Genomic DNA, 24,901 nt, shown 5'->3' on the forward strand with positions numbered 1-24,901 from the left:
TGCTTAAATGGAAGAACCGATTTTCTTCTCCTCGATTCCGTCGCATTTCAGTTCTTCTTCAAACTCCGAACGGGCACGTGACTCGTAACGGAAAAAATTATTATAGTACGTGTTCCAGTATTGCTCCACCAGTTGCAGCCGGTAAAGGCTGGCTGCGGATAAAGAATCGAATTTCCTACAGATCAGGACACGTATGTTCCCATCGAGAAGAATCCTTTTTTGATGTTCTCCCTCAGTGGTAAGCTGAAACTGGTAACGGGTGGAATGGCAGCGGCGGCTGACAACCACGTAATAAGGATGCGCGTCGGCAAATATCCCTCTGCCTTTCTGTATCTGACTGCAAATCCTCTTTGCCCGGTCAGTAGTCATTTCGCGGGGACGATACCAGAGATATTCACACCGTTCATGTTCATCTCCCCGGATTGCCGGATGAAAACGGCATACTGTCTTTGTCAGACTGAAAATAATCAACGCCACACCATATAAGAGGATACAGACCTCTTTGTTTTGCCATAGGGACCAGAGCAGGGTTACCGAACAGACCGGATAGGCCAAAAGGTACAGGCTTTCCGGATACATTTCCTTCCAACCGATGTCTTCGGTATATTCGTAATCGAAACGCTTCCTGTAAACACGTCTATAATCGTAAACAAGAAAGGTGTATGCCAGCAGATTACAGGAAAGTACCGCAAAACGGTATATGGAAGAATCCAACAGACCGGCAACGTATGGCAGCCACAGAAGTGGTATCAGGCAAAGAGCGGCTGCGACTTTCCATATATTGAACCCGGTAAGGCGGTCGGCATACTCAAACGGATCGTTGTATTCCTGACGCAGGAACAGGATGCACGACACCTGGCAGGCAGGAAGAACAAGGGCAAGGCTGTCGAACCACTGCCCCGGTGTCACCGTCCGGGACAAAGACTTGTCCAGCAAGGTAAGTAGTGACATCGCTCCCACAAACATCGTCAGGACGGAGAAGAATATATGTATGCCGCGTGCCGGATAGTCATAGCGGAACGGACGTTCCATGTAGTCCACGTCAGGACGCATCCATCGGGGCATCCATGAAGTATTGCTGTAATCGAGCGTAAACGGAAACGCTGCCAGTCCGCCCAGCAACAGGAATATACTTGCTATAATGGTTATTTCGGTATTCATACGACTTTTGTTTTAATGGGTTAAACGGGGCATACGAATACGGAAAAGGGCGGAAAGCTCCCGTAAAAAGGAGTTTCCACCCTTGCATGTATTGATGATAATAAGTATATTAACGCGCGAAGATACGCCGGTCGCAATGTGTGTGTGTGTGTGTGTGTGTGTGTGTGTGTGTGTGTTTACACAAATCTCACACATATCCAAATTTACAAGACACTTTTTTGAATACAGGTATATGCACGATGCAGCGGACAACGGAATGTTGCCTGAACAGATTGCCATATTTCCTGAAATGTGCTGTAAATCAAAATACATTGTCATTCAATTATTAAATTCCGCTTGCAAAGTTAGCGGATTTTAACGGAAAGTGAGAGGACAATCTTAGAAAATTTGAAGGACAATTCAAGGAAAAATGCTCATAATGAGGGACAATTCAGGGAATTTCCTTAAATTGTCCTTCTGTGTTCTTGTCCTGCATCCCGGATTTCAGGTTTCGGCTGTAAGTCCTTACATTGGAAAAACCGCAATGTGTAGCAATTTCTTCACGGCTTGCCGAAGGGTGTTCTTCCCGGTATCGGACAGCGGCCTCAATCCTGAGCCGGTTCAGTTCCTTATAAAAGGAACCGAAACGTTCTTTCATGACAATGGATACATATTTCCGGTTGCTCTTTACCGCATCTGCCAGTTCGCCGATTTTCAGGTTCGGATTCAGGTAAAGCCTGTCCTCGGTCAATGCTGCCCGTATTTTCGCTTCCAGTTCATCCTTGGCATCAACAGACAGCAGGCTGCTGCCGCTTCCCCGGTCGGACAGTACCGTTTCTATTTTTTCCGCTATGAGTTCTTCCGTTTCTTCTACCACCTCCCGATATTCTTTTCGTTGCGGATGCAATATCCGTATCAAAAGTACGATGTGCATGACAGAAATGACCAGCTGGAACCACATGTTATAATTATGGTCGCCTGTAAAAAACAGCCACCATGCGGCTCCCAGATACAGCACCGGCATGAATACGACAAAACCGGCAAAACGTACCGGAAAATCTTCACTGTTGGAATATTCTTCCTGCATGTGTAGGCGAATCTGGCGCAACAGCCAGCTTGTGGTATGCAACAGCATGGCTGTAAGCAGCAGGGAATATCCTCCGATAAGGAGAAGAAGCATATCACGATGGCGGTAGAGGGTATCTCCACCAATCCAGCCGTATATCCAACAGACCAGTATAATGACAAGAGGAATGATACCGGACAATACAAATATCAGTCTGCGGTGTCTTGTCTTGCTGAAGAAAAACCGGCGGAACGACAACACGCCCGCACCGGGCAACAGCAGCATAAGAAAAACACGCATAAAGAAGTATGCGTCCGGGCTGTCCATGCGGAAAAGCCATACCACAGGCAGGGCGAAACAGGCATAGACAATCGTGATGAGCTTGCGGGCCGGATAGAAATAGGCTTCTTCCTCGTCAAACGGACGGCACATGTGGAAATAACGCACCAACGCACAAAACAGTGACGTAACGACCAGTATCAGGCAGGATGCCGCATAATATATTTCAGGACCTTGTATTATCATTTCGGATTTCTAAAAATTTTGCGAATTTACAAAAATCCGTTCGTATTAGGCCTCTAATCAGAGCTTTTTATCATCTAACCCCCTTATTTTTCATATGTATGTCAAAGAACAATGAATTATTTCTTTATTTTTATGGCTTTTACTAAATGAAGCTCCTTTATACCGAGTTTACGAAGTTCGGGTGAATGCACATAAATGACACCGACCTCATAAGTGTCGGGCTTCACATGAAAACTGTAAAGCAGATAACCGGTATATGGCTTGGCAAGCAGGCACGCATGGTAATGATACTTTCCGTCACATTCACTTAAGAATGTATTTCTTTACAATTGCAACAAATAATCTCATAATAAAAGACGGCTGCCTTATGACAACCGTCTTTTAATTACAGTTTCAAACCTTTCGGTTTGTTTTCCTTTTGCAAATCACCCATGACATAGCCAGATTGCAGCTGCGGCTCCATAGACACCGGTTTTGGTTCGGCTCCTTCCTGTAAGGACGGCTTTTCTCCGTTGGGGACATTCTCACCGGGCGGAGCCAGCTCCAGCTGTATTTTGCGGTCCAGTGCAGCGAGTTCGGACTTCAGCTGTTTCAGCTCGTCTTCCTTCTTCCATGTCTTGCCGGCTATCGCTTGGAGTTGCGGAATTTCTTGCTCCAGTACTTCGTTCCTCTTTTGATGCTGGTCGATGATGCCCGGTATCTTTTCCAGTGCGTTCAAGAAGTTAGTGGCGGCGGCGTGCGTGTCAGCCATCGCCAGATGCCCATTATTGTAGTTGTACCTGAGATTTCCCTTCACCACAAAACGGTTGTCGGTAAATTCCAGTCCATCCCTGAGCGTCGGCTCGCTGACCACCTCGATGGGGAAGCCGTACAGTTCTCCAATCCGCTTGTACTGCCCGCCAGTCGTGGCATTCTTGGCTATCTCCTGCAAACGCTTTCCGATTGTCTTTTCGTCTGTCGAATCCAGCCCGTCAATCTTTATCGGGTTGAGCCGGTTACCCTCACGGTCTATCTGTACAGTAGCCATGAACTTCTCCCAATCCTCAGTCATGGCGGCTATGGCAACTTGGTTGTTCCTTAATGCCAGCATCTTTTCTTCCAGCTTCAGCTCCGACTCGCGCCTGCCCTTGTTGAAGGACTTGCGCTCTCCCTCCAGCGAGGCTATTCTCTTTTCGAGCTTCGCCTTTTCCAGCAGATCGGTGTTCCCGGAAAGGATAGCCATGTACTCCGAGAAGTTCATGCCCGACTTCTCGTCCATCGCCCCCTCGTCTATGGTTCGTGCGCCCAACGCACCGCTCTTCAGCTGCGAGATGAACGTCTGTTTGCAGTGTAGCAGGTTGAACTTGTACGAGTCCAGCGACTTCTCCACCGCATAGATGATTACGTCCACTTTGTTGTCGGCATACAGTTTCGCTATCTCGTTGCCCTTTCTGACCGCACGTCCGTCACGCTGGGCAAGATCGGACGGTCGCCATGGCGTATCGAGGTGGTGAATGGCCACCGCCCTGCGCTGGGCATTCACCCCCGTGCCGAGCATCGAGGTCGAGCCGAACAGCACGCGCACATATCCCTCGTTCATAGCCTCTATCACCGCTTTCCTTGACTTCTCGCTTTTGCATTCCTGAATGAAGCGGATTTCATGGGCGGGTATGCCGTAGTCCTCCACTAATTTGCGCTTGATTTCGGTATATACGTTCCATTGCCCCGGCTGGTAAGTACCCAAGTCAGAGAATACGAACTGAGTGCCGAGCTGCTCGTCATATTTCCGGTAATATTCCGCAATCGTCCTTGCGCAGTGGCTCGCCTTGTTGTCCGGGTGGTCTTCATATTCCGGGTCAATCATGCGCATGTCTAGCGCCATCTTCCTTGCGTAATCCGTGGCGATGAGCATCTTCGCCTTTTCCTCCGTTTCCGAAAGTGGCAACCTGCCGAGCAGGGTGGCGTCGCCCGTCTTGGCAAATTCCATCAGCTGCTTGATGAAATACTCCTGGTCGGGCGTGGGCGGTATGTTATGCAGTATCTCGTTCTTGTGCGGACGGTCCACGCCCACATCCTCTGCCGTGCGATAGTCCGTTATCTCGTTGTAGAACGCCGCCAGCTCCGGCACCTTGATGAAGTAGCGGAAGCGTTCCTTCTGCACGATGTTGTTCGTCACATTGAACTCAAAATCCGTCGTTTTTTTGGCGAAAATTGCCGCCCATGCGTCAAAGCATCGGATGTCCTGCCTTTCCAGCTCCTTCGGACGCAGGTACTTGAAAAGCAGGTACAGCTCCGTCAGCGAGTTGCTGATGGTCGTGCCCGACAGGAACGTCGCCCCCAGATCCTTTCCCGTCCGCTCCTGAATGGTGCGGATGGCAAACAGCAGGTTCAGTGCCTTCTGGCTGCCTTCCGAGTTGCCCAGACCCGCCACACGGTCATGCCGGGTGTTGAACGTAAGGTTCTTGAACTGGTGCGACTCGTCCACGAAGATGTGGTCGATGCCCATCTGCCTGAAGTCTGCCACATCGTCCGTCCTCGACTTTATAGCATGTTCCACCTTGTCCAGCTTGGCTTGCAGGTTGAACTTGCGCTTCTCCAGTCCCCTCAGCATTGCCCGCGACACGTCCTTGCCCTGCGAGCGGAGCACTTCCAGATTTTCCTCCACCGTGTCCAGCTCCGCCTGCAATATCCGCTGTTGCAGCTCCGGCGACTGCGGGATTTTTCCGAACTGGTCGTGCGACATGATGACACAGTCCCAGTCGTTGTTCCGTATATCGTTGAAGAATCGCACGCGATTTGCCGCCTCAAAGTCCTTCTCCGATGCGTACAGCACGCGGGCATTCGGGTATGCCTTGCGGTAGGTCTCCGCTATCTCGCGCACGTTGGCTTTCAGCCCGATTATCATCGGCTTGTGTACCAGTCCCAGCCGCTTCATTTCGTGTGCCGACACGCACATTATCAGCGTCTTGCCGGTTCCCACCTCATGGTCCGCGATACCCCCACCATTCTGTTTCAGCATCCAGATGCAGTCCTTCTGGCTGGGATACAGGTCGGTGATTCCCAGCCCTTTCAGGTCAAGTCCGGGAAAGGTCTGGTGCGAGCCGTCGTACTTCGGACGCACGAAGCAGTTGAACTTGTTGTTATACATATCTGTCAGCCGTTTCTTGAATTCCGGCGACTGTTCATCCAGCCACTCAGTAAAGCCGTTACGGATTTCGTCAATCTTCGCATTGGCGAGCTGGATGCCCTCGCTGTCACGTGCCTTGATGTCGTTTCCGTTCTCGTCCTCGCCGACCTTCTTCATCATGTCGGGGCAGGTGTTGTGCAGAGCGTGTTTCAGCAGGTGCATCCCGTCATAGTGGCGGTAGTACCCTTTTACCAGAAACTCGTCGGTGATTTTCATCGTCCTGTGACTGCACGCCACCGAATACTCGTCAAGGCTCTCCGAGTAGCTTATCCGCACGTCCGTGTCAAACAGACGGCTCATGTAGGCAGCATATACGCCTGTGGGTATCCATCGTTCCCCGAAGTTGAAGTCCAGGTCCTCAAACGGGATCTGTTCGGGGATGTTCTCGTGCAAAGCCGCCAAAGACTCCCGTGCCTGCGGCATCATCCCGTGCCCCTCGTGTCCCTTTATCCATTCCTCCACCTCCCTCGCTTTCACCACCACGTTACCGGCGATGAAGCGGTCGGCTATCTCGTAGTTCCCCGCTATCGGGTTGTAGTACACCCTGCCTTTCAGTGCTTCCAGCATGTCCTCCTGCGGCATGTCGCAGATGGATTCCATGTACGGCAGGTTCACCCCGCCGTAGCGGTTGAGCGAGGCGGACAGGGCTTCTTCCGGCGATTCCGCGGCGACTGCCGTTTCCTGCGAAAAGGAAACGGGATGGTCGAATATGTCCGCCTTCACCATCGTGCCGCCCTCGCTGCGTTCCAGTGCCAGCATGTTGCGTCCCGAAGCATCCATCATCAGCAGCTTCACGTTCTGCTTGGCGTTCAGGCAGCCGTAACGCATCACGAACTCGTCGTAGTAGGTGTTCAGGTGGCGGCGGAGCATGTCGTTTGCCTCCTGCCGTTCCGCCTCCTGTGCGTAAAGCCGCTCGTAGGTGTCGCGCATCGAGATATACAACTGCGCTTTCTCCTTCTGCATACCCTCCATGTCCAGCGGCTGGAAGGTCGCCCCGTATCGGGTCACATCTTTCAGCACGCCCACCTGATAGCGCACGCCCTGCGTGTGTACCCATGCCAATGAGCCGTCCTTCAGGTGCGGTTCCAGAGGTCGGCTGTACGGGCGGGGCATCATTTCCTCCTCCCGCTTGCGCTGCCGCTCTTCCGGTGTCAGGGCGGCTTCCTCCGCGCGGAGGGATTTCTCCACTTCCGCTATCCGTCTGTCGTGTTCCGCCTCGAATCCGTTTTCTATCGGATAGACTACCGTAGCAGTAGCATCCTGCGGCTCTGCCGTTTTCCCTGCATCGGCTTTTTCTCTTTTCGCCTCCGTTGTTCCGGCCGCTTGTCTGGCGGCATTGGCTTCCATCTTCGTCTTTCCAAGCCGGCGCAGCTCCGCACGTCGTTCCGGTGTAAGGTCCATCATCATTTCATAAAATCCGTTGATGGGCGGGTTCGTTTCCCAGTCCAGACTGCGATACACTTCATCTTCCGGGTCATAGGATTCTTCCGCTGCGGTGCCGGGTCCCGTCTTTTCTGTTGCCGGGACAGCCGCTTCCGGTTCGGCATCAGTCGGCGCATCCGTTCCGCCACGTATGATTTCGTCCATTTCGCGTGCCTCTTCCGGTGTGATGCCGGCATCCGTTTCCGCATTTTCCTTATCCGTTGTTCTTCCCGTACCCTCCACTGGCATGGAGAACAGTGTCGGCTGCACGGGTTTCTTCCCTTTGAACTTTCCGCCTTTCTTCCTGTCCGGTTTCACACCCTGTTCAGCCATCCGTCTTTCCTCCTGCGTATAACCGAACAGGTCATACAAGTCCATTATCGGGGTTTCCGGCTGTTTTACCTCCACTTTCTGTGGTACAGCTTGCCCTTGTTCCGCTTCCTGCCTCACCGGATTTTCTTCTTTTTTCGCCTCCGACCGTTGCATTTCCTGAACTTGCGGCTGCAAGATTTCCTGCCGTGCCTGCACGACTACTGTCTGCCGTGTTTCCAGCCTTTCATTCTTGATACCGTTGTAGCGTTCCAAGTCCAGCCGTACCGACAGGTCCTCCGACAGCATTTTATACAAATCCATCGCGATGCCCTCCACACCACCGCTATGCGTATATATCATGGCAGGCTTGCCGTAGGGGTCGGTATCCCTTTTCGCTTCGGTATGGATGATGCGTTCCGGGTGGTCAAGGAAATATTCATTGGTAACTACTCCGGTATAGTTGCTTCTGACTGTCCGGGTAAACAGTCTGTCCTCTTCTGAAAGTTCCTCTTTTCTTTCATTCTTTTGCAGGATTATCAGGTCGCAACCCACCTCCGTGTTGGCGTTTTCCGAGAACAGGTTGTTCGGCATACGTATGGCGGACAACAAGTTCGCCTGTTTCATCATCAGGTAGCGCGTGCCTCTGTTGCCTTCCGTATTCAGTACGCTCTGCGAGGTGATAAATGCCACAATACCACCGTCGCGCACCGCGTCCATCCCTTTCAGGAAGAAATACGTATGCACTTTCTTCGCCGCTATCCGGTGCATTACCGACTTTTTCTCGTATTCCGCGTCAAACACGGCGATGTCCCCGAAAGGTATGTTGGAGATGGCGAGGTCAAAATGGTTCAGAAAAGGCTTCTCTATCTTCTCGAAGCCCTCCGTGCGTATCTTCTGCTGCGGGTACAGGTGTCCGAGCATCTTGCCCGTCAGCAGGTCTTTCTCGAATGCCATCACTTCCGCCTGCGGGTTGTTCGACAGCACCGGGCTGATGAACGCGCCCATGCCTGCCGACGGCTCCAGCACCAGCCTTGGGCGTACCTTGCGGTCGTACAGCACGTCCGCTATGGTGTCCGTTATGGCTTGCGGAGTGTAGAATGCCGTCAGTACCGAGGCTTTCAAAGAGTCCATATAACGCTTGTACTCCCTCTCATCCCGGCTGTTTTCCCGGATGATGCGGTGCAGCTCTACCGTCTGGGCGAACAGTTCGAGGTCAGATTTCGCCCAGTGTACGGCATCCGTCAGTTCCTGTGCCGGGTTCAGTATGCATTTCAGTCCCCCGAAGCCGCAGTACCTTTCCAGCAGCACGCGCTCCCTTTCGGTGGGCGTGCGCCTTTCCCGGTCGAGCGTGAATGCCGTCCGTATCGCCTCGATGTTGTCCCTCAGTTTCTGTTTCCTATTGAACGCCATAGGACTCCAGATAAAGCATGACGGTTCCGGTCAGCTCCGTGTAGAGCAAGTCGTGTTCGGGCGACAGGGCGAAGGTGTCATCCGACGTGTCGTAACCGCCGAGCAGGTTTTTCAAATAGGGGAACAGTTCTCGGCAAAACGCCTCGCGGTCGGAGTCCGCCACTTCGTCGGCGAACTCGTTTTCCACCACTTCACGCAGCAGTGCGTAGGGGGAGAAGTGGAGTCCTTCGAGCAGGACGCGCATGGCTTCCTCCTGTGCGGCTTCCACCGTGCTTCCCGTCGCTCTTTCCTTCTCGAAGGTTTCCGAGGCGGCTTCCTCCCTTCCAGTAATGAATGGGGTGTCTGATACTTTGTCCGGATGATATTTTCTCAGGTAATCCAGCAGGTACAGTCCGTAGTAGGACAGCTCCGCCGGAACAATTCTCTTGTTCTGTTTCATTTTCTTATGGATTTAGTGGATAAATAAGATTGATTGTCAGAAAGGATAGAAAAAGGCACCCGGTATCCCTCCGGGTGCCGCCACTAAATCCATGTGAATAAAGAGTATCAACGAATTGAAACAGATTATGACATGAACCAGTGGCGAAGTTACACATTATTTTCGTTTTCCTTTCATGTTCGTACCTTTTCTTGCGCCTTTGGCTTCGGGAAAGATGAAGTTCGTGTTGAAGTCCGCATCGAAAGTGACTTCCGCGCTGAAAGGCTTGCCCTGCTTGCTCTTGAAGCCGCTGAGGACTCCTGTCTTTCCTTTCGTCAGTAAATCGGTCATATCTCCGTCGGTAAGTGTCTTTCCGGCTATCTGACGGAATACAGGCAGGGCGCATTCCGGGTTGTCACAGCGCACCACCTTGCCGTAGAACTGCATCGTGCCCTTGCCGCACTTGGGACAGGTGCAGCCCGAAGCCTTGTGCCCGAAAATCTTGTTACACGCAAGCAGCTCCGTGGTGATTTTCCGTGTGTAGGCTTCAATGTCCCTCATGAAAGCCTCGTGCGGTGTCTTTCCTTTCTCAATCTTCGCCAGCTCAGCTTCCCACTGTCCGGTCATTTCTACGTCAGCGATGTCCATTCCCTTGACAATGGAATACAGGGCGAGTCCTTTCTCCGTCGGTATCAGCGACTTCTTCACACGCACCATGTATTCCCTTTTCAGCAGCGTTTCGATGATTGCGGCACGTGTGGCGGGTGTACCGATGCCGCAGTCCTTCAGTGCTTGGCGTACCTCCTCATCCTCCACATCATCACGCCCGGCGGTTTCCATCGCCGCCAGCAGCGAACTTTCCGTGTGCAGGGGTTTCGGTCGGGTCATGCCCGAACTCATTGAGCAGCCCGCCATCGCCAGCATGTCTCCCTCTTTCCAGTCCGGCAGTATCGTGTCTTCCTTGTCACCATATACACCGCGCCAGCCTGCCTTACGCACGATGCAGCCTTTCGTCTCGAATGCCGTGCCACAGCATTCGGCTTCCACGCTTGTCGTGTCCTTCACGCACTCCGGGGAGAATGCCTCCACCATGCGTCCGGCAATCATGTCATAGATGATCTGCTCGTTCTTGTAGAGGGCAAGCGGACGGTTCAGTGTCACCAGCAGAGCATGGTGGTCAGTCACTTTCGAGGCATCCACACAACGGCGGTTCAGTTCCCCCAGTTCCCCGATTTTCTCCGCAAGGGCAGAGTGCCCTGCCAGCCGTTCAAGCAGCAGCGGTATTTCAGCAAACACATCTTCCGGAATATGGCGGCTTGATGTTCTCGGATAGGTGACGAGCTTCGCTTCATAGAGCTTCTGTACCAGTTCCAGCGTCTGTTCCGCCGTGAATCCGTGTTTCGTGTTCGCCTCCTTCTGCAGTGTGGTCAGGTCGTACAGTAGCGGAGGGTTCTCCACCTTCTGCTTTTTTTCGACTTTGGTCACGGTGGCACACATCTTCGCCTTTACCTTATTATATAGTGCAGCCGCCTCTTCCTTGTCCTGCCATTTCTCCACCGAGGCGAACTTCACCACCGTATCCGTATTCACGGACGGTACGGAGAAATGCAGCTGGTGTACCGGCTCCGGCGTGAAACGTCTGTTTTCCCAGTACCGCTTGCAGACCATCGCCAATGTGGGTGTCTGCACACGCCCCACCGAGTATGTGCCGCGCCCGGCGGCTACGGTCAATGCCTGCGTGCCGTTGATGCCCACCAGCCAGTCCGCCTCACTGCGTGCCTTCGCTGCCAGATACAGGTCGTCATATTCATGCCCGTTCTTCAGTTCTTTCAATCCCTTGCGGATAGCGGTGTCCGTAAGCGAGCTTATCCACAGGCGGCGGAAGGGCAGCGTACAGCCCGTATAGGCATACAGGTATCTGAATATCAGTTCCCCTTCGCGTGCGCAGTCCGTTGCCACTATGATTTCCTCGCTCTCGTTCCACAGCTTCGTTATCACCTTTATCTGTTTCACCGCCGCCGCGTCCGCCTTGTAGCCCTTGTCCGTCTTTACCTGGCGGGGTATCAGCATGAACTCCTCCGGTATCACCGGCAGGCTGTCTTTGCGGAAGCCCTTGAAGCCATAGCCGTCCGGCAGGGCAGGCTGTACCAGATGCCCCAATGCCCATGTCACATGGTAGCCGTTTCCCGTGTAATATCCTTCCTCTTTTCTTGTCGCTCCGGTGATGCGTGCTATCTCACGCGCCACGCTCGGTTTTTCTGCCAATATGGTAATCATACATTTTCTGTTTTAATCATTGATACTTTTGTTCCTTGTGAAATGAAACGGGGTACGCCGGTTATCCGTGGGATATATGGTGTATGGCGTATGAAGCCCCGTTTCAATCCGTTGCTTATTCTCTTGTCATGGATTCAGTGGCGGCACTCAGGAGACCTTCATGCCCTTGCTTTTCTTCGGTTTTTCCTGCTGTTGTTTCTGGGCATCGTCCTTCGGGGCGGTCTGTCCCTGCGTGAGCGGCTCTTTCAGGTGTTTGGTCGCCTCGTTGGTCTTGCCCTCGTTGTTCACGGCGAGCTGCGTGCGGCTCTCGTTCGACGGGGCAACGGTCTGTGCTAAGTCGGGGTTGTATTCAGTAGCCAGTGGACGTCCCAAATCAGGATAGAATTTCAGGTACTTTGTACAGGGCTGTCCCTTGTCATCCTTTGCGTTGGCAAGTACCACGACTTTCCCCGCCACATAGTCCGCCTTCTGTTGTTCGGTAAACTTGTCGTCCTTCCATTTCCCTATCGGGCGGATGCTGCCGTCCTCGTTTGTCCACGAGCGGTTGCGCCGTTGTCCGTTCTCCAGATTCCCGTCTTCCTTCTGCTGCAGTCCGGGAGTATCCGGGGTTTCCTTACTCTTCTGTTTCTTCTCCTGTCCGTTTCCACGTCGCTGCGACTGTCCCTGCCACAGATACTCCGGCACAAACTCTACGTCGCGCTTGTCAGCGTTCACCTGCAGCATGGCCTCAAATTTGCGACCGCCCTTCAGTGTCACTTCCTTGGGCAGTGCCAGCCCCGCACGCAGGATTTCCTGTTCCGCTTTCGACAGTTCCGTCAGTCCGATCCGGTTCGGGATGCGTACCTTGTTCGTTGGTACATCCACTATCTCATTCGTCAGGCGGTCAATGCTGATGTACGACTTACGGAATTCGCCGGTCTTTGTATCCGCTACATCTACCTGTCTGCCCAGATTTCCGGTCTGCTTCAGCATTTGCTTGTCTTCGTCCGTGAAAGTATAACCATTGTGTGGTACGTCAAGCCTCGGTTCATGGCGCACAAAGTGGGGCGTGAGCTTCAGCTTGCCGTCTTCCGTCTTCTGGAACGAGAGACGGGCTTGCAGCTCGTAGCTATCGCCGCCGAAAGTCGGGTTCACAGTCACCAGCCCCGTCTTCCCATAGTTCATCAGGGCTTTCATGTCCTTTTCAGAGAGGTTTTCCCTTTTCACCCCGAACTGTTCCAGCTCCTTCCAGTCCACGTCGCCGTCCGCTATCAGGTTCGTCTTTTGCGGATTCGCCTGCGTTTGCCCGTCCTGTGCCGGTTCCTGTACTTGTACAGCCTGCGTTTCCGCCGTTTGTGGCTGCTGTTCCTGATTTTTCTGTTTCATTTCTTCCATCTTATCGTCTGTTTTCTGTTCCACATTGTCTTCTTCCGTATTTTCTCTTTTCGTTTCTTCCGTAACCTGCTGTTCCTCAGCCTCCGTTTCGGCATTTTCTCTTTTCACCTCCTCCATAGCCTGCTGTACTTCAGCCTGCTGGTACGCCGATGTATCCACTTTGTGCGGTGCGAGAAGGTCTGCGTTTGCCGCAGGGTCTTTCAGCAGGTCCTTGATTACCGGAAGCAGTGCTTCCACCGTATCCGCTGCCACCCTGTAGAAACCGAATCGTGTCGGCTCCTTACACTGGCGGTAGAAATTTCTCATGAAATTGTCTATCGCATCCCCGTGGCGGTCAAAGCGCAAAAACTCCTGCGAGTGTTCCGCCTTTGCCTGTGCCCTCTTGGGATAGCCCCCGGCATCCAGCCCGGCAACCACACTGATTTCGCCCGTCTTCTCGTCGCGAACGACCAGTACATCCTCTTGTTTTTTCTTTTTCTGTTCCATTTCTGTTTACTTTTTTTGGTTCGTTTTTCCTTTCTTTGAGTTTTTCCCGGCTGCATCCGTTTTGCCCGGTGTCCTGTCCCGGAGTATCTCCTTCATGTGGGTGGTGATGAACATCTCCACGTCCGACTTCCGGTAATAGGTCTTGTGGCGGTGCATCCGGTATGGGAGCAGCCCGTCGCTGCGGTAGCGTTGTAGGGTGCGCTTGCTCACATGGAGCAGCATGCACACGTCCTGATTGTCCATCGTATCGTCCTCCAGCATCTCAGTCAGGGGAGGCTTCTCCTTTTTGTCCTCCTGCATGGAAGCGAGCATTTCCTGTTGCCGGTCAAGGCGGTTGAACACCTGCCTCATGCAGTCCTCAAAAGTCTTTCTGTCTAAAAAATCCGTCATGTGAATAAGATTTTAAGTTCCGTCCGGCTTCCTGCCCGTGCGGAGCAGGTAGTTGTGTTTAAGTTCTTCGAGTTTCTCCGGTGATGCCTTGATGACGTTCTCCCGGATAATGCGTTCCACCTCGTCCGGAGGATAGCGGCAACTCCCGCGTATGATGGCATACCGGATACGTCTTTCATCCCTGAGCCGTTGCAGGGTACGCCGGCTTATCGACAGCAGGCGCATTACCTCACTGCCGTCAAGAAGTCCGGCAGTGCCGCAGTCCCGCTTTTCCGGGCTGTGCTTCCTCACATGGGAGGCAATCTCCTCAATGCGCCCTACAATATCTTTGTAGGCTGCACTTTCCATCGTGATTATTTCCATGTCCTTCCTTGTTTTAATTGTTGGTAAATCAATTTGTCGGAAGCAAAATTCGCCTGTTTTCTATGGGCGGACACGGTACTTACCCGTAACTTACGTGAGATTTTTATGGATTTTCCCGTCCCGATGGAAATTCAAGAGGCATCCATGAACTTAAAATATCGGGAAACATATATTGAAAGTCATATCATACCTGTCCTAAACAGGCACAGAGAACGGAGCCAGAAGCTGCCACCGTACCCGAATCCTGCGGTTTCCGTCATAAGTGCGCCTAACTTTGTGGCAAACCGATAAAATTTTGTAGATATGGAAATAGTAATCATTGAGAAGAGCGCCTTTGAGATGCTCCTCGCGGGAGTGAAGGCATTGGAGGAAAGGGTAAGGACACTCGCCGAAAAGAGCGGCGACCGTAGCCTTGCCGAATGGATGGATACGGAGGACGTGTGCCGTGTACTGCATGTCACCCCGAAGACATTGCAGGCAATACGCGACAGGCACGGCATTGCCTTTTCACAAATCGGACGCAAGTTCTATTATAAGCCAGAAGATGTACAGCGGCTCGTACCGATGCCGGAAACGGCATTGACGTCCGTGTAATTTCCGGTAGTGCCACTGAATCCGTTGTAAGATGAGTGATAAGGTATTGACAAAGGATTGCGGAGTGATGGCGGATGCCATGCAGTCCGTAAGGAGAAGCCTGAAAATGGCAGACAGGATCGCCGACGGTTATATCCCGCCGTTGGGTGGCGAGCGTTACCTCACCGACAGGGAACTGATGCAAAGGCTGCACGTGAGCAGGCGTACCTTGCAGCAGTACCGTCATGAAGGGGTACTGCCATATTTCCTGTTTGGGGGCAAGACACTCTACCGTGAGAGTGACGTCCAGAAAGTATTGGAACGTAACTACCGTAAGGCTGACTGATGCCTGCGGTGATTCAATGACAGAATCGGGAGACGGACAGTTTCATACGGACTGCCGCCTCCCGACAATTTTTTTTGTAAGCCATGTTTGCGGGATTCAGCAGCATGTCCCGCCTTGATGGTGCAGGAACAGAACCATAGTCCTTTTTTTCGGTCGTGCCACAGTTCGGGCGAGCCATTTGCGGAACAGTGCAGCCGCGCCCGTGTCGAACCTGAAAGACAGGGCTATGACCGTTCCCATGCCGTAAACGTCCGTATAACATTTTTCGTCCAGCCGTATGCGGCGGCAGTCAGCACTGTTCACTATACAGCCTTTCAACAATTTCCGGATAGCGGCTTCTACCGACACGCCACGCACATAAAACAGGCTTGCTATCTCTCCGGCTGTCATCCATATTTCCGTATCGGGAACGACCACCGTCCTGCCTTCGATTGTTATGATGCCTCTTTTTTCCATGTTTCTTTTTATTTCGGGTTTGACTTCTATATGGCTTGGCAGATAAGCTTTTCCATCGGGGCGAGCTTCTGTGAGAGCTGTTCCATGTCCCGGCTCATCTTTTCAGCCGTAATCTTCGCATAAATCTGTGTCGAGCGGATGCTTGTGTGCCCCATCAGTTTTGACAGTGTTTCAATGGGTACTCCGTTGGAGAGGCATATTGTCGTGGCATAGCTGTGTCGACTTTGATGCCATGTAACGTTTTTGTTTATCCCGCATTGTTTTGCCACCTGCTTGATTCCATATTTACAGATGTTATAGCATGGGACGGGAAGTAGTTTCCCATCTTTTGAAACTCCCTTGTATTTATCAATGATGTGTTTCGCCACGTCCAGCAGACGGATATTCGTTTCTACTCCCGTTTTCTGGCGGCTCGTCTTTATCCACAAATGACCGTCGAAAGAGATTTGCAGATTCTCTTCCGTCAGATTTGCCATATCGCGCCAACTCAACCCTGTGAAGCAGCAGAAGACGAACAGGTCACGTATCAGTCCGTAGTTTTTCTTTTTGAATGTGCCGTTTATCATCTGTGCAATTTCCTCTTTCGTCAGGTAGCCGCGTTTTGTATCTTCCTTTGTGATATGATAGGCATAAAACGGGTCACGCTGCAACCATCCGTTGTTGATGGCGGTAAAGATGATACTTTTGAATGGCATCATGTACGACCATACCGTATTGGTGCAGTGCCCTTTCTCCACGCGAAGGAACAGCTCGAAGTCCGTGATGAAGGCGGGGGCAAGCTCTTTCAAGGCGATGTCCTCCATCTTGTAGCGTGTCCTGACAAATTCTGAAAGATGCTTGTAAACGACCTCATATTTCCAATAACTACGCTGGCTTTTCATTTTGCCGACCAGTTTTGCATAGTCATCGTTATGCTGCCGGAATACGGCAAGCAGAGTCTTGTGGTTCATACCCATACCGAGATACTCGTTACGCACTTTCTCTGCCGTGACATAGGTGTTGCGGTCGCATACGTCCTGATATGCCTTGTTCACACCCACACGGATTTTGTCAAGCATACGGTTGCCTTCCAGAGCGACGTTGCTCCTTCCGGTCAGACGGCCCATTTCCACACTCCACAATTTTTCCTCCACATCCAGCTTGCAACTGAACTGTGCTATTTTTCCGTTCACCGTGATACGGCACATAACCGGTATCAGCCCGTTCTTCTTCGGCGCATTGCGCTTCAGGTAAAATAAAATCTTGAATGTACTTCTGCTCATGGCTCTACTTTTTTGTTTGCAAAATTACCTTGTGTAGAGCTGTTGGGCTGTATGTAAACCACAGCGGATTACGGCAATCGAACCTGGCGTAAGACTTTTTGCGTTCCAAAGCCATCAAACGCCTGATTAAGTGCTATTTTTACCTCGCTCTGCCGTCCTTTTCCGTACCGTTACCGTTACGCAAATACGGTAACGGGATAGTAACGTATCTATGGTTCAACTTGGCTTTCGGAAGGTTTCCGTTGGCACTCGCTTAAATCGTCAATATTCCGTAAACTGCTAATTTCCAATCATTCTTCTGTGGTTTGCTCAGTATCTCACTTTTTTGTATTATCTTTGTCTGAAAAGTGAAAGAAATCTCATGAGAAAAAGAAGTGCACGACTTTATCTGTGGCTGATATTCTGCCTGTGTTATCCTACTGTATGGCTTTATGCCGTTCAAAGTTCCAGCCGTTTTTCGTTGGCTACCATTACGATGAACGAAGGTTTGCCGTATAACTTTGTGGATGATATCCTCAAGTCGAGCGACGGTTATTTGTGGGTGACGACCTACGGGGGAGGAGTGGCCAGGTATGACGGACATGAGTTTGTGACCTTTCACACCAATGCAACCGATAAAACAAGAGTATTGAAAAGCAACTTTGTGGAAAAGCTGGCAGAAGATACTTTTCATCGCATCTGGATGGCAGGGGAAGCCGGTATCGAATTGCTTTCTATAGAAAATATGCAAATATTGTCGGCGGAATCTTTACAGTCACGGCAGATGACAGCCTTGATGAAGCAGCCTTCCAGTTTCTTACTGGTCAGCAAAGCCGGAAACTTGTGGGTTTGCAGCCGTGGAAAGATATATAAGGTAGTCTTTGATGCCACGGGTGCCGTTAAGCAGGTGATTCATGTGTCAGATACCTCCCTGAATGAACGTGGTTGTGTGCTGGCCGAAATAGACGGTTATATATGGTTCCTGCATAAGGGAAAACTTTGCCGGATAAATGAAGAGGTAGAAGGGGTGCAAGAGCCGCAGCCGGTTTCTGTCTCCTTGAAAATCTCACCACGCGATGCGGTATTCTGTATTTATCATTGTCGGAATGAGGTCTGGATTGGCACAAGCAATGGCTTGTTCTGTTATGACTTGGCTACAGACACGAGTTCTCATTACTTGTATGATCCGCACAACCCCAAGTCTTTGTCGCAGAATTATGTAACGGCAATTACTTCCACACGAGACAATGAGATTATTGTCGGCACCTTAATGGGGTTGAATATTTTCAATGCGTCTACTTCTGATTTTACCCGTATCCAGGCCACTGAGGTGATGGGAATGCATGGCCTTTCCTGCAATTTCATCAACTCTTTGTTTACGGATGAGGAAAATGAAATTGTGTGGATTGGTACAGAAATTGGAGGATTGAACAAGATGTTTCCTTCGCGCTTGTCGGTTGTCAATTATTATTATGAGCCCAACAAGGCGGGAACTCTTTCTAAGAATCCGGTTAATGCGATTGTGGAAGATGAATACCATACGTTATGGGTGGGTACGGTGGAAGGAGGCCTGAATTGTCGACTGAAAGGAAGTGACCGTTTTTTGCATTATACCACCGATGCACCTGCTTATTTGGCCCACAATACGGTAAGTGTGTTGGCTTTGGATGACAAGGACCGTTTGTATATCGGTACCTGGGGAGGAGGACTGGGGTGGATAGACCGTCGGCCTTCAGCTCCGAAACGTTATGTCCCTTTGCCATTAAAGGATGCTTTTGTGTCGAGTCTGGCATTCGATTCCATCAACCGGTTGGTGTGGATTGGCACGATGGGAAATCTGTATGTGTATAATCCGGTCGACGGCAGTATCGTGGAACCGTTTTTGAATGAGAAAAAAGAGCTGGTCAATCAAAATGCATTGGGTATGTGCATTACCCGTGAGAAGGAGCTTTGGGCGTCTTCCCCTTTCGGTTTGTTGCGTATTGACCTCGTAGCGTATGGGAAAGGACAACTGAAATATAAAAAGTATATATATAAATTGGATGAGCCGGCTTCGGAAAAGAAGGAACGCATTACGTCTGTTTTCCAGTCGAAGAATGGGATAATCTGGTTAGGGAGCAATGGCAACGGGTTTTATAAGGCACAAAGAAAAGGAAATGATTATCAGTTTACGGCCTTCACGAAATATGACGGTTTGGTGAGCAACAGTGTACGTGGTATTTTGGAGGACTGGTATGGGAATATCTGGGTTTCTACCGACAATGGTTTGTCACGCTTTAATATAAAAGATGAATCTTTTCGCAATTACAGTCAGACTGACGGTTTGGTTTCGAAGCAATTTTATTGGAATGCCGATGCCTTGTCCTATGATAAAGAGCGTTTGTTTTTCGGCAGTCAAAAAGGACTGATAGAAATACATCCGATGCTTGAAACGGAAAGTGAGCATAGGTTTCCTTTGGTGCTTACCCATTGTTGGGTGTTTGGGCAGGAAGTCTTTCCGCAGGATGGAATGATTACGATGCATGAAAGCGATAAATCGCTTTCCTTTGAATTCTCCGCGCTGGATTATGCGTTGGAGTCGCAGGCACAATACGCCTATCGGTTGAAAGGGTTTGATGATACATGGGTGACGGTACCGGCCAGCCGGAATAATGCAACCTATACGAATCTTTATCCGGGTAAATATACGTTTCAGCTCCGTTATGCGCCGGATGGGAAACACTGGCTGGAACATACGGAAGAACTGGTCATTGTGGTGCGGCCTTATTTTTACAAAACAGCTTGGTTTTTGTTGTCTGTGCTATTTATTTTGTCGTTTGGAGGATATCGGTTCCTGTTGTGGCGTTACAAAACGATGAAACGTCAGCAGAATTTACTGCATCAGATGGTGGAAGAACGTACCTCTGAACTGGAAGAACAGAAAAAACTGCTTTCCAACCAGACGCAGGAGCTTTCCGAACAGAATAAGCTGTTGAAAGACCAGAATGAGAAGATTACTGCACAAAAGAATCAGATTCTGGAAATGTCGCGGAAGGTGGAGGAACTGACCATCGACAAGCTGGCTTTCTTTACGAATATCACGCATGAGTTCCGTACCCCGCTGACTTTGATTATAGGACCTATCGAGCGGGCTTTGAAGCTGAGTTATAATCCGCAAGTCATTGAACAGCTGCATTTGGTGGAGCGGAATTCCAAGTATCTGCTTTCACTGGTTAACCAGTTGATGGATTTTCGGAAAGTGGAGGAAGGGCATATCAAGATTGCCACGAACTATGGGAATCTGAAGGCTTTTATGTGTGAACTGGTTCCTCCTTTTGTCGATTATGCTACCAGCCGCGGTATTACTCTTCAGCTGTATCTTCATCTTCCCTCTCCGTTCCTTATGTTTGACGAGGATGTGATGCGTAAGATTATGACCAATCTGATTAGCAATGCCTTGAAGTTTACTCCGAAAGGAGGCAGTATTGGCATTTATGTGGGAGTGATTGGTTCTGGAAAAGACAGGAAACTATTTATCAGTGTCCGTGATACAGGAAAGGGAATCCCGGAACAGGATATGGAGCGTATCTTTTCACAGTTCTATCAGTCGGACAATCAGAGTCAGGAATCTGTGAGCGGACAGAGCGGAACGGGAATCGGACTTTATCTGTGTCGGGAACTGATAGGTCTGCTTAATGGAAAAATCTATGCCAAGAATAACCCCGTGAAAGGTACTTCTTTCCGTATCCTGTTGCCTGCACTATATGGTGAGTCGCAGAATGTACAGGATTCGGACACCGATAAGGAGGATGTGGTAGTGGATATTCCCCGGAATGGAAAAATGACTGTGCTGGTAGTGGAAGACAATAAAGATATGCGTGATTACATCCGTTCTATTTTGGTGGAGTATTATAATGTTTTGGAAGCCACCCAGGGTGAAGAAGCCTTGGCTGTATTGCGTACCAGCAGTGTGGATTTTATCATCAGCGATTTGATGATGCCGGTGATGGATGGAATGGAACTGTCGCGCAGGGTGAAGAATAATTTTGCGATTTCGCACATTCCTTTCCTGATGCTGACAGCTAAAACCTCCGATGAGGCCCGCTTGGAAAGTTATAGGATGGGGGCAGACGCATTTCTGTTGAAGCCTTTTGATGAGAACATGCTCTTGGCCCGTATCTCCAATATTCTGGAGAACCGGAGACGTGTCCAGCAGAAGTTTTCCATCGACATGAATACAGATACATTGGAGGTAGAAGAAAACTCCGGTGATAAAAAATTTCTTAATAAAGCCATGGCAGTGGTAAAGGAAAACTACAAGAATCCCGACTTTGAGGTCAGCGATTTCATTGAAGCGGTAGGCATCAGCAAGAGTCTGTTGAATAAAAAAATGCAAAGTCTGACGGGGCAGTCGGCCGGTCAGTTTATCCGTAACTATCGTTTGAATCTGGCCCGTGAACTCCTGTTGAAGAACAGAGTGAGCCGGGCGATGAACATTTCTGAAATTGCTTATGAAGTGGGATTCAATGATCCAAAGTATTTTACGCGTTGTTTCACGAAGCATTTTAATGTAACTCCGAGCAGTCTGTTGGATAGTTAATGTCTATTTGGCAAAAGAAGGATGTATTGTTGCAGAATCTGAATCTATTGTAGTAGAGAGGAAAAAAGATTGTCCTTTTATCCTCCTATTTGTAGGGTTTTGTCCTCCTGTTTTTTAATGATTCTTTTGCGAATTTTAGGATATAAACACTAAATTCGCAATGCATTTACAAATGCATGCCTTATTATTAACTTTAAAATTATAGTATTTATGAACAACAAGACAATGCTTAGTTCAGCTTATCGGACTTTCAGCTTGATTTGGCTCTTGCTGTTTGTTTTTTGTTCGGTAACATTTGCCCAGACAATGGAAGTAAAAGGTAAGGTTGTCGACTCAAAACAGGAGCCACTCATTGGTGTGAATGTCGTTGTGAAGGGGACAACGAACGGTACTATTACTGATTTCGATGGTAATTTTATTCTCACGGTCTCTAAAGGGGAAACCCTTCAATTCAGTTACATTGGTTTTACTTCTAAAGATGTGGTAGTCACTTCTTCCGATTTGGTAGTGGAGATGAAGGAAGATACCGAAACATTGGATGAGGTAGTGGTTGTAGGTTATGGTACACAGAAAAAAGGGTCGTTGACAGGTGCGATTACCGCTGTGAAATCCGAGGAACTGGTGAAAACTACCACTCCGACTACTGCCGGTGCTTTGGTTGGTAAGGCTCCTGGTATTTCCGCCCGTCAGGCAGATGGACGTCCGGGTGCCAGCGCTTCCATTCAGATTCGTAACATGGGTACTCCGTTGTATGTCATCGATGGAATTCAATGTGAGGAAGGACAGTTCAACAATATTGATGTGAATGATATTGAAAGTATCACTGTCTTGAAGGATGCTTCGGCTGCCATTTATGGTTTGCGGGCTGCGAATGGTGTTGTATTGGTTACTACAAAATCCGGAAAAAGAAATGAGAAGAGTGCTGTTTCTGCCAATTTCTATTATGGTATGCAGAACTTCATGCGTTATCCGGAAGTGGCGGATGCCGCTACTTTCTATGAAGGACGTATGCAGGCTGACTTGAATACGTATGGTTCTACCGCACGCACAATGGACGAATTGAATCTTTGGCGGCAGGGTCAGGGAAAATATTCCAGCTTCGACTGGCAAGATTTTATTGTCAATGAGAATGCGCCTATGTGGTATGGCAATGTGAGCATTGACGGAGGTTCTGAAGCGATTAATTATCACGTAGGTATTTCACATACAGACCAGGATGCCATGATTCATGGCTTTAATTTTCAGCGTACGAATATCCAGAGTAATGTGGAGGCGAACATTACTCCTAAATTTAAAGTGGGTGTACGCGTGAGCGGACGTATCGAATCACGTCACAATGTCGGTGTGCCGGGATTGGACGACTATTGGCAGCCGTATTATGCCATGTTCCAGAACTGGCCGACACAGCATGCGTATGCCAACGATAATCCCAATTATGTGAACGAAACTCGTAACAATGCCACTGGCGCTGCTATTTTTGATGAAAACATCACGGGTTATACAGATGATGTATGGAAATCCGGAACGGTCAATGCCTATGCAGAATGGCAGACTCCGCTGGAAGGTTTGAAAGCACGTGTAGCCTATAACTATTGGATTGCCCAGAATGACCAGGAACAGTTTGAATATACATACGATGTATATCGTTATGATGAAGCGACAGACACGTATACGGCAGTGCCCGGAAACTTGAATCCATGGCGTCGTCGTATCAAAGAGCAGCGTCAGGAAAAAACCTTCCAGGCTCAGTTGAACTATGACCATACATTCGATAATGCGCACCATGTGTCTGGCGTGCTGGGTATAGAAACATTTGAAAAGGATGCCGACTGGACACAGTACAACACACTGCCTTCCAATAATTATATTTCTGTGACCAACGGTATCAGTAATATGCAGTCATTGGACAATACAGTCACCGTATCTCGTCGTGCCGGTCTGGTGTTCCGTGCCGCTTATGATTACCGTAGCAAGTATTTCGCAGAATTTAGTGGACGTTATGATGGTTCTTATCTGTTTGCCGAAGGACATCGTTGGGGATTCTTCCCTTCTGTATCTGGAGGTTGGAGAATTTCCGAAGAACCTTTTATGGAGAATGTGAGAGAAGTGACCAAACTGTCTAACTTGAAAATCAGAGCTTCATGGGGACAGATGGGAGATGACCAGTATAACAATGCCAATATCGTCACACCGTATGCTTTCTTGGATGGATATACCTATGGTAATACAGCAGATGGTGCCGTTTTGGACGGGAATGCGGTTTCAAGAGTGGAATATCGTGGAATTCCAGTCACCAACTTGAGCTGGATTAAATCTACACTGGTGAATGTGGGATTGGATTTTGGTTTCTTTGATGACCGTTTGAGCGGTACATTCGAATTGTTCCAACGTAAGCGTACCGGTCTTCCTGCCATGCGTTATGATGTATTGGTTCCGGTGGAAGTAGGTTTCGACCTTTCCAATGAGAACCTGAACTCAGATTATCATAAAGGACTGGAATTCGGTATTAACTGGAGAGACCAGGTCAATGACTTCAGATATTCTATTGGCGGTAACTTCACATTAGCTCGCCGCATGATGGGCGAATCTTACAAACCACGTTTCGGTTCGAGCTGGGACGAATACCGTAATTCAACTGAAAACCGTTGGGCTTCTACTTTCTGGGGTTATGAAATTGCCGGTCGTTTTGAAAACTACGAACAGATTCAGAATTACCCGGTAGATAATGATGGAGAAGGTAACTCTACCATGTTGCCAGGAGACTTTATTTATAAAGACCAGAACGGGGATGGTGTCATCAACGAACTGGATGAACGTCCGATTGCCTATAGTGCCGGAGAACTTCCTTATATGAACTTCAGTTTGAATTCTTCATTCGAATGGAAGGGATTTGATTTACAGATGGACTGGAATGGAGCTGCCGGACAGTCGTACGAAATGTGCTGGGAAGTAGCTTATCCTTTCCAAGGGGATGGTAACTCTACCGAATATTTGTTGACCGATAGCTGGCATCGTGTAGACCCGACGGACCCGACTTCCGACTGGGTTGCCGGAGAATTCCCTGCTACCCGTTATGCCGGTGCCAATGTAAGTTTCACTCGCCGTAGCGACTTCTGGGTAAAGAAGGTATGGTATCTGAAACTCCGTACATTGGAATTGGGTTACACTTTGCCGAAGTCTGTCACCAACAAGATGCGTCTGAACCGTTTGCGTTTCTATGTAAATGCTTATAACTTGTTTAGCATTGATAACATGCACCGTTACCAGCTGGATCCGGAAATCACTTCTAACAGTGCTTTGGTAACTCCGAACTTGCGTACCATTTCCTTTGGTTTGAATCTTAACTTTTAAATAGTG

Annotated in this window: 14 protein-coding genes; 4 read left to right on the forward strand and 10 right to left on the reverse strand. The window is 49.6% G+C overall.

Annotation, left to right across the window (positions count from 1 at the left end; genetic code table 11):
• Positions 1-3: 3 nt before the first annotated feature.
• From BQ7480_RS01000 to BQ7480_RS01040, 8 genes are all read right to left on the reverse strand, one after another.
• Positions 4-1,161, reverse strand: coding sequence for a hypothetical protein (locus tag BQ7480_RS01000; RefSeq protein WP_072541351.1), 1,158 nt, complete (start codon positions 1,159-1,161; stop codon positions 4-6).
• A gap of 430 nt (positions 1,162-1,591) precedes the next feature.
• The gene (locus tag BQ7480_RS01005) at positions 1,592-2,731 is read right to left on the reverse strand and encodes a helix-turn-helix domain-containing protein (RefSeq protein WP_072541216.1); all 1,140 of its coding nucleotides are present in this window, start codon (positions 2,729-2,731) and stop codon (positions 1,592-1,594) included.
• 385 nt (positions 2,732-3,116) lie between these two features.
• The gene (locus BQ7480_RS01015; protein WP_072541352.1) at positions 3,117-9,041 is read right to left on the reverse strand and encodes an N-6 DNA methylase; all 5,925 of its coding nucleotides are present in this window, start codon (positions 9,039-9,041) and stop codon (positions 3,117-3,119) included.
• The gene (locus tag BQ7480_RS01020) at positions 9,028-9,480 is read right to left on the reverse strand and encodes a DUF1896 family protein (RefSeq protein ID WP_072541353.1); all 453 of its coding nucleotides are present in this window, start codon (positions 9,478-9,480) and stop codon (positions 9,028-9,030) included. The genes BQ7480_RS01015 and BQ7480_RS01020 overlap by 14 nt, the downstream gene beginning before the upstream one ends.
• Before the next feature lie 156 nt (positions 9,481-9,636).
• Positions 9,637-11,736, reverse strand: coding sequence for a type IA DNA topoisomerase (locus BQ7480_RS01025; RefSeq protein ID WP_072541354.1), 2,100 nt, complete (start codon positions 11,734-11,736; stop codon positions 9,637-9,639).
• 147 nt (positions 11,737-11,883) lie between these two features.
• A complete protein-coding gene (locus tag BQ7480_RS01030) occupies positions 11,884-13,596 on the reverse strand; it encodes a DUF4099 domain-containing protein (RefSeq protein WP_072541355.1) in 1,713 nt (570 codons plus the stop codon).
• Between the two features lie 6 nt (positions 13,597-13,602).
• Complete coding sequence (locus BQ7480_RS01035; RefSeq protein WP_072541356.1) at positions 13,603-13,986, reverse strand: helix-turn-helix domain-containing protein; 384 nt, start codon at positions 13,984-13,986, stop codon at positions 13,603-13,605.
• A gap of 12 nt (positions 13,987-13,998) precedes the next feature.
• Complete coding sequence (locus BQ7480_RS01040; RefSeq protein ID WP_072541357.1) at positions 13,999-14,349, reverse strand: helix-turn-helix domain-containing protein; 351 nt, start codon at positions 14,347-14,349, stop codon at positions 13,999-14,001.
• Between the two features lie 303 nt (positions 14,350-14,652).
• Between BQ7480_RS01040 and BQ7480_RS01045 the strand changes: the two genes are divergently transcribed.
• Both BQ7480_RS01045 and BQ7480_RS01050 read left to right on the forward strand, forming a co-directional pair.
• On the forward strand, positions 14,653-14,943 hold the full coding sequence (locus BQ7480_RS01045; RefSeq protein ID WP_072541358.1) for a helix-turn-helix domain-containing protein: 291 nt from the start codon (positions 14,653-14,655) through the stop codon (positions 14,941-14,943).
• Between the two features lie 31 nt (positions 14,944-14,974).
• On the forward strand, positions 14,975-15,268 hold the full coding sequence (locus tag BQ7480_RS01050; RefSeq protein ID WP_072541359.1) for a helix-turn-helix domain-containing protein: 294 nt from the start codon (positions 14,975-14,977) through the stop codon (positions 15,266-15,268).
• Between the two features lie 96 nt (positions 15,269-15,364).
• On the opposite strand, the gene BQ7480_RS01055 is transcribed toward BQ7480_RS01050, so the two are convergent.
• Together BQ7480_RS01055 and BQ7480_RS01060 are read right to left on the reverse strand one after the other, a co-directional pair.
• Positions 15,365-15,724: a hypothetical protein gene (locus BQ7480_RS01055; RefSeq protein ID WP_072541360.1), complete on the reverse strand. Its 360-nt coding sequence runs from the start codon at positions 15,722-15,724 to the stop codon at positions 15,365-15,367.
• A gap of 26 nt (positions 15,725-15,750) precedes the next feature.
• Positions 15,751-16,986: a site-specific integrase gene (locus BQ7480_RS01060; protein ID WP_072541361.1), complete on the reverse strand. Its 1,236-nt coding sequence runs from the start codon at positions 16,984-16,986 to the stop codon at positions 15,751-15,753.
• Between the two features lie 361 nt (positions 16,987-17,347).
• Between BQ7480_RS01060 and BQ7480_RS01065 the strand changes: the two genes are divergently transcribed.
• Together BQ7480_RS01065 and BQ7480_RS01070 are read left to right on the forward strand one after the other, a co-directional pair.
• A complete protein-coding gene (locus BQ7480_RS01065) occupies positions 17,348-21,544 on the forward strand; it encodes a two-component regulator propeller domain-containing protein (RefSeq protein WP_083581727.1) in 4,197 nt (1,398 codons plus the stop codon).
• 210 nt (positions 21,545-21,754) lie between these two features.
• Positions 21,755-24,895, forward strand: a complete 3,141-nt coding sequence (locus BQ7480_RS01070) for a SusC/RagA family TonB-linked outer membrane protein (RefSeq protein ID WP_083581728.1) — start codon at positions 21,755-21,757, stop codon at positions 24,893-24,895.
• The last annotated feature ends 6 nt before the right edge of the window (positions 24,896-24,901 follow it).

This window comes from Bacteroides mediterraneensis (assembly GCF_900128455.1).
GTDB classification, from domain to species: domain Bacteria; phylum Bacteroidota; class Bacteroidia; order Bacteroidales; family Bacteroidaceae; genus Phocaeicola; species Phocaeicola mediterraneensis.

Coding starts and splice junctions, on each gene's coding strand:
- BQ7480_RS01000 (WP_072541351.1), bottom strand. CDS start 1,161: ATGAATACCGAAATAACCATTATAGCAAGTATATTCCTGTTGCTGGGC.
- BQ7480_RS01005 (WP_072541216.1), bottom strand. CDS start 2,731: ATGATAATACAAGGTCCTGAAATATATTATGCGGCATCCTGCCTGATA.
- BQ7480_RS01015 (WP_072541352.1), bottom strand. CDS start 9,041: ATGGCGTTCAATAGGAAACAGAAACTGAGGGACAACATCGAGGCGATA.
- BQ7480_RS01020 (WP_072541353.1), bottom strand. CDS start 9,480: ATGAAACAGAACAAGAGAATTGTTCCGGCGGAGCTGTCCTACTACGGA.
- BQ7480_RS01025 (WP_072541354.1), bottom strand. CDS start 11,736: ATGATTACCATATTGGCAGAAAAACCGAGCGTGGCGCGTGAGATAGCA.
- BQ7480_RS01030 (WP_072541355.1), bottom strand. CDS start 13,596: ATGGAACAGAAAAAGAAAAAACAAGAGGATGTACTGGTCGTTCGCGAC.
- BQ7480_RS01035 (WP_072541356.1), bottom strand. CDS start 13,986: ATGACGGATTTTTTAGACAGAAAGACTTTTGAGGACTGCATGAGGCAG.
- BQ7480_RS01040 (WP_072541357.1), bottom strand. CDS start 14,349: ATGGAAATAATCACGATGGAAAGTGCAGCCTACAAAGATATTGTAGGG.
- BQ7480_RS01045 (WP_072541358.1), top strand. CDS start 14,653: ATGGAAATAGTAATCATTGAGAAGAGCGCCTTTGAGATGCTCCTCGCG.
- BQ7480_RS01050 (WP_072541359.1), top strand. CDS start 14,975: ATGAGTGATAAGGTATTGACAAAGGATTGCGGAGTGATGGCGGATGCC.
- BQ7480_RS01055 (WP_072541360.1), bottom strand. CDS start 15,724: ATGGAAAAAAGAGGCATCATAACAATCGAAGGCAGGACGGTGGTCGTT.
- BQ7480_RS01060 (WP_072541361.1), bottom strand. CDS start 16,986: ATGAGCAGAAGTACATTCAAGATTTTATTTTACCTGAAGCGCAATGCG.
- BQ7480_RS01065 (WP_083581727.1), top strand. CDS start 17,348: ATGAGAAAAAGAAGTGCACGACTTTATCTGTGGCTGATATTCTGCCTG.
- BQ7480_RS01070 (WP_083581728.1), top strand. CDS start 21,755: ATGAACAACAAGACAATGCTTAGTTCAGCTTATCGGACTTTCAGCTTG.